General features: G+C 67.5%; 9 protein-coding genes. 5 read left to right on the top strand and 4 right to left on the bottom strand.

What is annotated here, in order from left to right:
* Positions 1 to 32: 32 nt before the first annotated feature.
* Together ACMT1E_RS10350 and ACMT1E_RS10345 are read left to right on the top strand one after the other, a co-directional pair.
* Positions 33 to 1,436 (top strand): NAD(P)H-dependent flavin oxidoreductase, encoded by a 1,404-nt coding sequence (locus ACMT1E_RS10350; RefSeq protein ID WP_414900091.1) that lies wholly within the window; start codon positions 33 to 35, stop codon positions 1,434 to 1,436.
* Positions 1,437 to 1,440: 4 nt separating this feature from the next.
* Entirely contained in the window at positions 1,441 to 2,139 is a 699-nt protein-coding gene (locus ACMT1E_RS10345) for a glutamine amidotransferase (protein ID WP_414900090.1), read from the top strand.
* Positions 2,140 to 2,179: 40 nt separating this feature from the next.
* On the opposite strand, the gene ACMT1E_RS10340 is transcribed toward ACMT1E_RS10345, so the two are convergent.
* Positions 2,180 to 2,749: a TMEM165/GDT1 family protein gene (locus ACMT1E_RS10340; RefSeq protein ID WP_414900088.1), complete on the bottom strand. Its 570-nt coding sequence runs from the start codon at positions 2,747 to 2,749 to the stop codon at positions 2,180 to 2,182.
* A gap of 308 nt (positions 2,750 to 3,057) precedes the next feature.
* On the opposite strand from ACMT1E_RS10340, the gene ACMT1E_RS10335 reads away from it, so the two are divergent.
* Positions 3,058 to 3,192, top strand: a complete 135-nt coding sequence (locus tag ACMT1E_RS10335; protein WP_414900087.1) for a hypothetical protein — start codon at positions 3,058 to 3,060, stop codon at positions 3,190 to 3,192.
* A gap of 42 nt (positions 3,193 to 3,234) precedes the next feature.
* Here ACMT1E_RS10335 and ACMT1E_RS10330 read toward each other — a convergent pair whose 3' ends face one another.
* The gene (locus ACMT1E_RS10330) at positions 3,235 to 4,233 is read right to left on the bottom strand and encodes a 2-hydroxyacid dehydrogenase (protein ID WP_414900086.1); all 999 of its coding nucleotides are present in this window, start codon (positions 4,231 to 4,233) and stop codon (positions 3,235 to 3,237) included.
* Between the two features lie 111 nt (positions 4,234 to 4,344).
* Between ACMT1E_RS10330 and ACMT1E_RS10325 the strand changes: the two genes are divergently transcribed.
* Complete coding sequence (locus tag ACMT1E_RS10325; protein ID WP_414900084.1) at positions 4,345 to 4,839, top strand: SH3 domain-containing protein; 495 nt, start codon at positions 4,345 to 4,347, stop codon at positions 4,837 to 4,839.
* Positions 4,840 to 4,918: 79 nt separating this feature from the next.
* Positions 4,919 to 6,448 carry a hypothetical protein gene (locus ACMT1E_RS10320; protein ID WP_414900082.1) on the top strand — a complete coding sequence of 510 codons (1,530 nt, stop codon included), beginning with the start codon at positions 4,919 to 4,921 and terminating at the stop codon, positions 6,446 to 6,448.
* Between the two features lie 22 nt (positions 6,449 to 6,470).
* On the opposite strand, the gene ACMT1E_RS10315 is transcribed toward ACMT1E_RS10320, so the two are convergent.
* Together ACMT1E_RS10315 and rpoC are read right to left on the bottom strand one after the other, a co-directional pair.
* On the bottom strand, positions 6,471 to 7,844 hold the full coding sequence (locus ACMT1E_RS10315; RefSeq protein WP_414900080.1) for a class II 3-deoxy-7-phosphoheptulonate synthase: 1,374 nt from the start codon (positions 7,842 to 7,844) through the stop codon (positions 6,471 to 6,473).
* Positions 7,845 to 8,027: 183 nt separating this feature from the next.
* On the bottom strand, positions 8,028 to 12,281 hold the full coding sequence (gene rpoC, locus ACMT1E_RS10310; protein WP_414900078.1) for a DNA-directed RNA polymerase subunit beta': 4,254 nt from the start codon (positions 12,279 to 12,281) through the stop codon (positions 8,028 to 8,030).
* Between the last annotated feature and the right edge of the window lie 101 nt (positions 12,282 to 12,382).

The raw sequence follows: 12,382 nt of genomic DNA, 5'->3' as shown, positions 1-12,382 counted from the left end.
TTGCCGGGCGCATGCATGAAACGGGAGAATCGATGTTCAAGGGGGTAAAGCCCATCCTCTATGCCGGCCGCGAAGTCTGGCCGCTGATCGAGGGGGGCAAGGGTGTCGCGGTGTCGAACCACATGAGTTCGGGCGCCTGGGCGGCGGCCGGCGGCATCGGCACCGTGTCGGCGGTCAACGCCGACAGCTATGATCCGACCGGCAAGATCATCCCGCAGGTCTACAAATCCCGCACCCGCCGCGAACGGCACGACGAACTGGTTCAGTATGCGATTGACGGCGCTGTCGATCAGGTCCGCCGCGCGTTCGAAATGGCGAACGGCAAGGGCGCGATCAACATCAACGTGCTGTGGGAAATGGGCGGTGCCCAGCGCGTGCTCCACGGCGTGCTGGAACGGACGCGCGGCATGGTCGCCGGTGTCACCTGCGGCGCCGGCATGCCCTACAAGCTGAGCGAGATCGCGGCCTCCTACAACGTCAACTACCTGCCGATCATCAGCTCGGCCCGCGCCTTCCGCGCGCTGTGGAAACGCGCCTATTCCAAGGCGTCGGAATGGCTGGCGGCGGTGGTCTACGAAGACCCCTGGCTGGCCGGCGGCCATAACGGCCTGTCCAACGCCGAAGACCCGCTGAAGCCGGAAGACCCCTATCCGCGGGTCAAGGCGCTGCGCGAGACGATGCGCGAAGGCGGCATCGCCGACAGCGTGCCGATCGTCATGGCCGGCGGCGTCTGGTATCTGCGCGACTGGGAAAACTGGATCGACAACCCGGAACTGGGCCAGATCGCGTTCCAGTTCGGCACCCGGCCGCTGCTCACCCGCGAAAGCCCGATCCCGGAAGGGTGGAAGAACCGGCTGATGACGCTGGAGGACGGCGACATTCTGCTCCACCGCTTCTCGCCGACCGGCTTTTATTCGTCGGCGGTGCGCAACACCTTCCTGCGCGGGCTGGAAGCGCGTTCGGACCGGCAGATCGCTTTTTCCGGCGAGGCGGCGGGTGACCACCAGTTCCAGCTCGACGTCGGCGTCAAGGGCCGCAATTTCTGGGTGACCCGCAACGATCTGCTGCGCGCCCGCGAATGGGACGCGCAGGGCTTCACCGTCGCGCTGAAGACACCGGACAACACGCTGGTCTTCACCACGCCGGACGAACGCGACATGATCCGCAAGGATCAGGCCGACTGCATGGGCTGCCTCAGCCAGTGCGGCTTCTCCTCCTGGGCGGATACCGAGACCAACTCGACCGGCCGGCTGGCCGATCCGCGCAGCTTCTGCATCCAGAAGACGCTGCAGGACATCGCCCATGGCGGCCCGGTCGACGACAATCTGATGTTCGCCGGCCACGGCGCGTTCAATTTCAAGACCGATCCGTTCTATTCCAACGGTTTCGTGCCGACCGTGAAACAGCTGGTCGACCGGATTTTGACCGGGGATTGAGCGGATGAAACGGGCGCTGGTCGTCCGCCACGTCCCCTATGAGGGCGTGGCCGGTTTCCGCCAGCCGATCGAGGCCGCCGGCTATGCGATCGACCGGGTCGACGTGTCCGACCCGATCTTCGCCCATGTCGATTTCCGCGCGCCGGACCTGCTGGTGATGATGGGCGGGCCGATGGGCGTCTATGAAACCGACGCGCATCCGTGGATACCGCACCAGCTTGAGAAGCTGCGCGCCCGGCTCGATGCCGATCGGCCGACGCTCGGCGTCTGCCTCGGCAGCCAGATGATCGCCGCCGCGCTCGGCGCCCGCGTCTATCCCGGCGCGACCAGCGAGGTCGGCTTCGCGCCGGTCACCCTGTCGGACGCCGGTCGTCGCTCGCCGGTCGCCCATATCGCCGACGTGCCGGTTCTGCACTGGCACGGCGACACGTTCGACCTGCCGGTGGGGGTCGAACTGCTCGCCTCGACCGCCGCCTACCCGCATCAGGCGTTCCGCCGCGGCGGGGCGGTCCTCGCGCTGCAATGCCATGCCGAAATGGGTCAGGACCCGCGCTTCGGCGCGTGGGTGGACAGCAGCGCTGACAGCATCGCCCGCGTCGGCACTGACGCCGGCACCCTGCACGACGACCATGACCGCCTCGGCCCCGGCGCCGTCGCCGCCGGCCGGGCGATGATGGCCGAATGGCTCGCCGCCCTGGATTGAGTGTCTCAATGCCTCCCTGCGAAAGCGGGGACAGACGCCATCACACCCATCCCGCCGTCGCCGCGAGCAGCCACAGGCCAATCGCCAGGAACAGCGCCGCCGCCACCATCCGCACGATGTGGAGCGGCACCCGGCGGATCAGCGCGTTGCCGAGGAAAACCGCCGGCACATTGGCCAGCATCATGCCCAGCGTCGTTCCCGCCGTGACCATCAGCGCGGCTTGGTAGCGTGCGCCGAGCGCGACGGTGGCGATCTGCGTCTTGTCGCCCATCTCGACCAGGAAGAAGGCGATGACGGTGGTGACGAACGCACCGAACCGCGCCGGCTTCGCCTCGGCATCGTCCAGCCGGTCGGGCACCAGCGTCCACGCCGCCATCGCGATGAACGACAGCGCGACCAGCGTGCGGAACAGCGGCCCGTCGAACAGCGCCGCCGCCTGCGCCCCGGCCAGCGCGGCCAGGAAATGGTTGGCCAGCGTCGCGACCAATATGCCGGCGACGATCGGCCAGGGCCGCTTGAAACGCGTGGCGAGGACGATGGCAAGCAACTGCGTCTTGTCGCCGATCTCGGCCAGCGCGACGACGGCGGTGGAGGTGAGCAGGGGTTCCATGACGGACGACTCCGGGGCCGGGCGGCGGATCCAAAAGCACCGTCTCTCCCGCCCGGCGAGGCGAAAGCACGGTGCCATTGGTCTTGCCGGAACGGTGGTCCGTTCCCCGCCGCCACGGCCTCTCGACCGAGCATGTTGACAGCGGGCGCCCGCAATTGCGCGGGTGGCTACTCCCCAGATGACGGGGCGCTGGCTAGCCGTCCGTGCCGCATTTGGCAAGCGTCGGCGCGTGGTTGATTGCCAAAACCGAATATGGGGAACGGAATTACCGGTTGGACAGTGGGGTGGGGCGACCCCATCTATCGGTCATGAGCCACACACTTTACCTGTTCGCCCGTATCACCGGCCTGCCGCTCGCCGCCTATACTGGCGCCATGCGGTTGTGGCTGGGCGCGGCGGTCGTCGCTGTCGGCTTTGCCGCTCTGTTCGCCGGGCGCGGCTGATCGACGGGCATGGGATGGGGGCGCCGCTGCTCCGCCAGACGCCTATGCCCAGCCTTCCAGGACCTGATCGGGCGGGCGATGGCCGTCGGCCCAGGCCTTGATGTTGGCGATCACCTTGGCGCCCGACGCATCGCGGCCCTCGACCGTCGCCGATGCCATGTGCGGCAGCAGAACGACGTTGGTCAGCGCGATCAGCGCGTCCGACACCTGCGGTTCCTCGGCATAGACATCCAGCCCGGCGCCGCCGATCCGGCCGTCGCGCAGCGCGTCGACCAGCGCCGCCTCATCGACGATCTCGCCGCGCGCGACGTTGACCAGGTAGGAATGCGGGCCAAGCAGCGCCAGCCGCTCGGCGTCGATCATGTGGTGGGTTTCGGCGTTGTGCGGGCAGTTGATCGACAGGAAATCGATCTCGGTCAGCATCGCGTCCAGTTCCGGGTGCCAATGGGCGGACACGGCACGCTCGACCACTTCGGGCAGGCGGCGGCGGTTATGGTAATGCACCTCCATGCCGAAACCGCGGGCGCGCATCGCGATCGCCTGGCCGATCCGGCCCATGCCCAAAATGCCCAGCTTCTTGCCGGATACGCGGCGGCCGAGCATCGACGTCGGGCTCCATCCGCGCCACTGTTTCGACCGGACCAGCGCCTCGCCCTCGGCCAGCCGGCGCGGCGCCGCCAGGATCAGCGCCATCACCATGTCGGCGGTGTCGTCGGTGAACACGCCCGGCGTGTTGGTGACGATGATGCCCTTCGCCCGCGCCGCTTTCAGGTCGATATGATCGGTGCCGGCGCCAAAGCTGGCGATCAGCCGCAGCCGCTCGCCGGCCCCGGCGATCAGGTCCGCGTCGATCTCGTCGGTCACGGTCGGCACCAGCACGTCCGCCTCCGCCATCGCGGCGGCCAGCGCGGCGCGGTCCATCGGCGTGTCGGTCGGGTTCAGGGTGACGGCGAACAGGTCGGCCATCCGCTGCTCCACCCCGGCGGGCAGCGCGCGGGTAACGGTGACGGCGGGGCGGCTGGGGCGGGCGGTATCGGCCATTGCGCGGCTATCGGGCGGGCGCCGGGCCACGTCAATGCCCTGCGGCGGCCCCCTTGCTGATCGGCGGCGGCTTTGGCAACAGGGGGTCTGGTGACAGGAAAGGGGCGGGTGGTGCGCGTAGCGGCAGGTGTGGCGCTTATGATCGGGTTGGCGCTGGCCCCGGAACCGGCCGCCGCCCAGCAAAAGGCGACGCCCTACTGGGTGTCGATCGCCGCCGGGGAAGCGCGGATGCGCAGCGGGCCGGGCCGCAACTTCCCGACGCTGTGGCTCTACCACCGCCGCGCCATGCCGCTGAAGGTGGTGGAAACCTACACCGAAAACCACACCAACTGGCGCAAGGTGCAGGATGTCGACGGCGCGACCGGCTGGATGCTGAGCGTGCTGCTCAGCGACACCCGTACCGCGATCGTCGTCGGCGGCACCCGCCCACTGCGGGCCACCCCGACACCAGGCGCGAAAATTGTCTGGCGGGCGGAAGCCGGCGTGATCGGCCGGATCAAGGCCTGCGCCAATGGCTGGTGCGCGTTCGACGCCGGAAAAGGCCGCAAGGGCTATGTCCAAACCGCGCATCTATGGGGCGTCGGTCCGGATGAGGTCGTGCGCTAACGCCGGCGACGGCGCCTTGCATAAACCTGTTTATTCCGTAGGTTACTCTCTCGTCATCTGGTGTCCGGGGGGATAGGACGTGCGCTGGGCTTGTCTGGCCGGCTCGCTGATGCTGCTGTTCTGGCCGGGCGCCGGCCAGGCGAAATGGCTGCGCGCGTCGAGCGCGCATTTCGTCATCTACGCCGACGATGCCGAACGCAACGTGCGCCGCTTTTCCGACCAGCTCGAACGCTACCATGCCGCCGTGCTGCTGATGTCCGGGCGCAAGGAAGCGCCGCCCAGCCCGTCGAACCGCGTCGCCGTCTACGTCCTCCCGACCAGCACCGCGCTGCGCAATCTGTTCGGGCCCGAAAATAAGAATTATGCCGGTCGCTATATGGCGCGCGCCGCCGGCTCGGTCGCCTTCCTGTCCGCTGTCTCCCCCGGCAAGGGTAAGGTCGACTTCTCGATGGCGGTCCTGCTCCACGAATATGCGCACCACCTGATGCATTCGTTGTCCGGCCAGCCGATGCCACGCTGGATGTCGGAAGGCGGGGCGGAATTCTACGCCGCCAGCAGCTTCGGCGGCGACGGCAGCGTCACCTTGGGCGGCACCGCCTGGTACCGCGTCGGCGGCCTGCTTTACGGGCCGGGCCTGCGGGTGGAGGAACTGCTCGATGACCGGCGGGATCAGGAAAAGACGCTGGCGAAGGGCAACGTGTTTTACGGCCGCAGCTGGCTACTCTTCCACTATCTGTCGTTCGATCAGGCGCGGAAAGGCCAGCTCGCCAAATATCTCGCTCTGCTCGCTGGCGGCACGGCGGCCCGCCCGGCGGCGGAACAGGCGTTCGGCGACCTCGCTTCGCTCAACCGCGATCTCGACAGCTATCAGAAGCGCACGCGGATAGACGCGGTCAGGCTGCCGCCGGACCTGCTCAGCCCCGGCGCGATCGACGTGCGGCCGCTCGGTCCCGGCGAAGCGGCGATGATGCCGGTGCGCGTGCGCTCCGCCTATGGTGTCGACGCCGCCGGGGCGAAGGCGCTGGTGGCGGAAGCACGGGCCATCGCCGCCCGCTTCCCCGCCGACCCGGCGGTGCTCTCCGCGCTGGCGGAGGCGGAATATGACGCGGGCAACGACAAGGAGGCGATCGCCGCCGCCGATGCGGCGCTGGCCGTCGATCCGGCGCAGGTCAACGCCTATGTGCAGAAGGGTTATGCACTGTTCCGCCGGGCCGAAAGCGCCGATGACCGCGCTGCCGCCTATGCGCTGGCCCGCGCGCCGTTCATCGCGCTCAATCGGCTTGAGAACGACCATCCCCTGCCGCTGATCTATTTCTACCGCAGCTATGTCGATCAGGGGCTGCCGCCGCCGCCGCTCGCGCTGGCCGGGCTGGTCCGGGCGCTGGAACTGGCGCCGTTCGACGACGGGCTGCGGATGACGCTGGCGTCGGCGCTGCTTGCCGGCAAGCGGCAAGCGGATGCGCGGATCGTGCTCGGTCCTGTCGCCTACGACCCGCATGGTGGCGAACTGGCCGAACAGGCGCGGAAAATGCTGGCGCGGCTGGACAGAGAACCGGGCTGGACCGGCGAAGACCCGCCCGAAACCGCCGAACCGGCGACCGCGCAATAGCCGCGGCCGCCATGCATCCGGCTCAGGCCGCGGCCTTGCGCCGCTCCTTCACTTCCTGATTGAGCATTTCTGCCAGCAGGAAAGCCAGTTCAAGCGACTGGCTGGCGTTCAGCCGCGGGTCGCAGTGGGTGTGGTAGCGGTCGGCCAGGCTCTGCTCGGTCACCGCCACCGCGCCGCCGGTGCATTCGGTGACGTTCTGGCCGGTCATTTCGGCATGGATGCCGCCGGCAAAGCTGCCCTCGGCGCGGTGGACGGCGAAGAAGCCGCGCACCTCGGCCAGAATCCGGTCGAACGGCCGGGTCTTGTAGCCGTTATTCGCCTTGACGACGTTGCCGTGCATCGGGTCGCACGACCACACCACCGGGTGCCCCTCGCGCTGCACGGCGCGGACAAGGCGCGGCAGCCCGCTCTCGATCTTGTCATAACCATAGCGGGTGATCAGCGTCATCCGCCCCGGCTCGCGCGCCGGGTTCAGCGTGTCGAGCAGGCGCAGCAGCGCGTCCGGCTCCAGGCTGGGGCCGCATTTCATGCCGATCGGGTTGCCGATGCCGCGCAGATATTCGACATGCGCCGATCCGTCGAAACGGGTGCGGTCGCCGATCCACAGGAAATGGGCGCTGGTGTCGTACCAGTCGCCGGTCAGGCTGTCCTCGCGGGTCAGCGCCTGCTCGTAGGGGAGCAGCAGCGCCTCGTGGCTGGTGTAGAACTGCGTCGCCTTCAACTGCGGCACCGTGTCCGGGCTGATGCCGCACGCCGCCATGAACTCCAGCGCGTCGCTGATCCGGTCGGCGGTCTCGGCGTATTTCCTGGCCCACGGGCTGCGGCCCATGAAATCATGGGTCCAGCGGTGGACCTGGTGCAGGTTGGCATATCCGCCCTGGGCAAAGGCGCGCAGCAGGTTCTGCGTCGCCGCCGCCTGGCTGTAGGCGCGGATCATCCGCTGCGGGTCTGGCACCCGCCCGTCCGGCGCGAAGGCGATGTCGTTGATAATGTCGCCACGGTAGGACGGCAGGGCGACACCGTCCTGTTCCTCCAGGTCGGCCGAACGCGGCTTGGCGAACTGCCCGGCCATGCGGCCGACCTTCACCGTCGGCAGTTTCGACGCATAGGTCAGCACCACCGCCATCTGAAGGATGACGCGGAACGTGTCGCGGATGTTGTTGGGGTGGAACTCGGCGAAGGATTCGGCGCAGTCGCCGCCCTGCAGCAGAAAGGCCTTGCCCTCGGCCACCGTCGCCAGCTCCGCCTTCAGGTCGCGCGCCTCGCCGGCAAAGACCAGCGGCGGATAGCTACCAAGCTCGGCCGTCGCCGCACGCAGCGCCGCCGCGTCGGGGTAGGTCGGAAGCTGCCGCGCTTCGTGCGTCGTCCAGCTATCGGGCGTCCACTTCGCCGCCATCGTCACACTCCTTCGTCGCCCGCCTTGCGGTAACCGCGCGGGAAAATCAATCGAGGCGCGGTTGCCGGGGCCGGGCTGCGCATGCCCTGTGCCCACGCTGTCCCGCACCTCTCTTCCAACCGAAACCCCGCCGGACCGGGTCCGACGGGGTTTGCGGCTGTTCTTCCGCTGTCGGGGCGGCGCCTATTCCTCGGCGCCGTCCTCGCCATCGGTGGTCGCGACAACCGCCGCCAGCGCGTCGTTGCCGGTGTCGTCCTCGACCGGGCGGCGCAGTTCGGCGGCATGCTCTTCGGCGGCGCTTTGCGGCGCAATCAGCGATTCCTGCCAATTGCGCTGGGCAGCGCGCAGCGCGGCATCGCGGCTGTTCGCGGCGATCCGCATCCGGTTCATGCCCGCGCCGGTTCCCGCCGGGATCAGCCGGCCGACGATGACATTCTCCTTCAGGCCGATCAGCTGGTCCTTCTTGCCCTGCACCGAAGCTTCGGTCAGCACCCGGGTCGTTTCCTGGAAGGACGCGGCCGAGATGAAGCTGCGGGTCTGCAGCGACGCCTTGGTGATGCCGAGCAGCACCGGCTTGCCTTCGGCCGGCTGCTGGTTGGGCGTAAGCTTGGCGTTGATCTCGTCCATTTCCTCGCGGTCGACCTGCTCGCCGGGGAGCAGGGTGGTGTCGCCGGCAACGGTGATCTCGACCTTCTGCAGCATCTGGCGAACGATCGTCTCGATGTGCTTGTCGTTGATCTTCACGCCCTGCAGACGATAGACCTCCTGGATTTCCGAAACGAGATATTCGGCCAGCGGCTCGATGCCCAGCACTTCAAGGATGTCGTGCGGGTCGGGGCTGCCGCCGATCAGGTTGTCGCCGCGCTTGACGTAGTCGCCTTCCTGCACGTCGATGACCTTGGACTTCGGCACCAGATATTCGACCAGATCGCCACCATCTTCGGGACGGATGCCGATCTTGCGTTTCGCCTTGTAATCCTTGCCGAATTCGACCCGGCCGGACACCTTGGCGATGATCGCGTTCTCCTTGGGCTTGCGCGCCTCGAACAGCTCGGCGACGCGCGGCAGACCGCCGGTGATGTCGCGGGTCTTGGCGGCTTCGCGGCTGACACGGGCCAGCACGTCGCCGGCCTTGACCTCCTGTCCGTCCTCAATCGACAGCGTCGCGCCGGCGGCGAGCATGTAGCGCCCCGCCTCGCCCGATTCCGCGTCGAGCAGGGTCAGGCGCGGCCGCAGGTCCTCCTTGCTCTTGGTCGGCGCCCGATACTCGATGACGACGCGCTGGGCGATGCCGGTGGCCTCGTCGGTCTGTTCGACCAGCGTCTTGCCCTCGATCAGGTCCTGATACTTCACGATGCCGGGGTTCTCGGTGATCACCGGCATGGTGAACGGGTCCCATTCCGCCATCCGGTCACCCTTGGCGATCGTCTGGCCGTCATCGACCATCAGATACGCGCCGTAGGGGATGCGGTGGACCGCCCGCTCGCGGCCCTCGGCATCGACGATCACCAGTTCGCCGGACCGCGACAGCACGACGCGGCGGCCGCGCTGGTCGATGATGACGCGCAGGTCGCGGAACTGGGCGGTGCCGTCTGCCGGCGCGTCCAGGTTCGACTGCTCGTTCAGCTGCGCGGCGCCGCCGATGTGGAAGGTCCGCATCGTCAGCTGGGTGCCCGGCTCGCCGATCGACTGGGCGGCGATCACGCCGACCGCCTCGCCGATGTTGACCGGGGTGCCGCGGGCCAGATCGCGGCCATAGCACTTGCCGCACACGCCCTGCTTCGACTCGCAGATCAGCGGCGAACGGATCTTGACCGACTGGATGCCGATCGCCTCGATCCGCGCCACCATCGGCTCGTCGAGCAGCGTGCCGCTGGCGATTTCGACCTCGCCGGTCTTGCTGTCGACGATGTCCTCGGCGGTGGTCCGGCCCAGAATGCGCTCGCCGAGCGACGCGATCGTCGCGCCGCCCTGAACGATCGCCTTCATCTCCAGCGCGCGCTCGGTGCCGCAATCTTCCTCGATCACGACGCAGTCCTGCGACACGTCGACCAGACGGCGGGTCAGGTAGCCTGAGTTCGCCGTCTTGAGCGCGGTGTCGGCCAGGCCCTTGCGGGCGCCGTGGGTCGAGTTGAAATACTCAAGGACGGTCAGGCCTTCCTTGAAGTTGGAGATGATCGGCGTTTCGATGATCTCGCCCGACGGCTTGGCCATCAGGCCGCGCATGCCGGCCAACTGCTTCATCTGCGCCTGCGAACCGCGGGCGCCGGAATGGGCCATCATGTAGATCGAGTTGATCGGCGCCAGCCGGCCGTTGTCCAGCCGGGGCTGCGCCTTCAGTTCCTCCATCATCGCGTTGGCCACCTGGTCGCCGCACCGGCTCCAGGCGTCGATCACCTTGTTGTACTTTTCCTGCTGGGTGATCAGGCCGTCCTGATACTGCTGCTCGTAATCCTTCACCAGCGCGCGGGTCTCGTCGACGGTCGCTTCCTTCGACGCCGGGATGATCATGTCGTCCATGCCGAACGAAATGCCGGCCTGGAAGGCGTGGCGGAAGCCGAGCGACATGATCGCGTCGGCGAACAGCACCGTCTCCTTCTGGCCGGTGTGGCGATAGACCTCGTCGATGACGTCACCGACATCCTTCTTGGTCAGCAGCCGGTTGATCGTCTCGAACGGCACCTTGGCGCTTTTCGGCAGGGTCTCGCCGATCAGCATGCGGCCCGGCGTCGTCTCCACCCGCTTCATGTAGGTGTTGCCGGCCTCGTCGGTCTGCGGCACGCGCGACGTGATCTTGCTGTGCAGGGTCACCGCCCCGGCGTTCAGCGCCTGGTGGACCTCGCTCATGTCGGACAGCAGCATGCCTTCGCCCGGCTCGCCGGTGCGCTCCATCGACAGGTAATAGATGCCCAGCACCATGTCCTGCGACGGCACGATGATCGGCTTGCCGTTGGCGGGGGACAGGATGTTGTTGGTCGACATCATCAGCACGCGCGCTTCCAGCTGCGCCTCAAGGCTCAGCGGCACGTGCACGGCCATCTGGTCGCCGTCGAAGTCGGCGTTGAACGCGGAACAGACCAGCGGGTGAAGCTGGATCGCCTTGCCCTCGATCAGCACCGGCTCGAACGCCTGGATGCCAAGGCGGTGGAGCGTCGGCGCGCGGTTCAGCATCACCGGGTGCTCGCGGATCACCTCGTCCAGGATGTCCCAGACTTCCTTGCGCTCCTTCTCGACCCACTTCTTGGCCTGCTTCAGCGTCATCGACAGGCCCTTGGCGTCAAGCCGGGCGTAGATGAACGGCTTGAACAGCTCCAGCGCCATCTTCTTCGGCAGGCCGCACTGGTGCAGCTTCAGCTCCGGCCCGGTGACGATGACCGAACGGCCCGAATAGTCGACGCGCTTGCCGAGCAGGTTCTGGCGGAACCGGCCCTGCTTGCCCTTCAGCATGTCGGACAGCGACTTCAGCGGCCGCTTGTTGGCGCCGGTAATCGTGCGGCCGCGGCGGCCGTTGTCGAACAGCGCGTCAACCGCTTCCTGCAGCATGCGCTTTTCGTTGCGGACGATGATGTCCGGCGCGCGCAGCTCCATCAGCCGCTTCAGGCGGTTGTTGCGGTTGATGACGCGGCGGTACAGGTCGTTCAGGTCCGACGTCGCGAACCGGCCGCCGTCGAGCGGCACCAGCGGGCGCAGTTCCGGCGGGATGACCGGAATGACTTCCAGGATCATCCATTCCGGGCGGTTGCCGGAATCGATGAAGCTCTCGACGACTTTCAGCCGCTTGATGATCTTCTTGGGCTTCAGTTCCGACTTGGTCGTCGCCAGCTCTTCCAGAAGCTGGGTGCGCTCGCCCTCAAGGTCCAGCTCCTCCAGCATCCGGCGGACGGCCTCGGCACCGATCCCGGCGGAGAAAGCGTCCTCGCCATATTCGTCCTGCGCCTCAAGCAGCTCGTCCTCGGTCAGCAGCTGGTACTTCTCCAGCGGCGTCAGGCCCGGCTCGACGACGATATAGGCTTCGAAATACAGCACCCGCTCCAGCTGCTTCAGCTGCATGTCGAGCAGCAGGCCGATGCGGCTGGGCAGCGATTTCAGGAACCAGATGTGGGCGACCGGCGCGGCCAGCTCGATATGGCCCATCCGCTCGCGGCGCACCTTGGACACGGTGACCTCGACGCCGCACTTCTCGCAGACGATGCCCTTGTACTTCATGCGCTTGTACTTGCCGCACAGGCACTCATAGTCCTTGATCGGCCCGAAGATGCGCGCGCAGAACAGGCCGTCGCGTTCCGGCTTGAACGTGCGGTAGTTGATCGTCTCCGGCTTCTTGATTTCGCCGAAAGACCAGCTGCGGATGCGCTCCGGGCTGGCGATGCCGATCTGGATCTGGTCGAACGTCTCGGGCTTGGCGACCGGATTGGCGAAGTGGGTCAGTTCGTTCATTCGTTTCACTCCTTGGCCCCTCCGGTGCGGGGGGAGGGGCTGGGGCTGTCATCTCGGCGGCGGCGGGCTGGGCCGTCCCCGGCTCCTCCCCAGCGGGGGGA

It is taken from the genome of Sphingomonas flavalba, from assembly GCF_047553045.1.
Lineage (GTDB): Bacteria > Pseudomonadota > Alphaproteobacteria > Sphingomonadales > Sphingomonadaceae > Sphingomonas_L > Sphingomonas_L flavalba_A.
The sequence above is the reverse complement of the archived record's forward strand: the minus strand, read 5'-3'. Positions and strand labels throughout refer to the sequence as shown.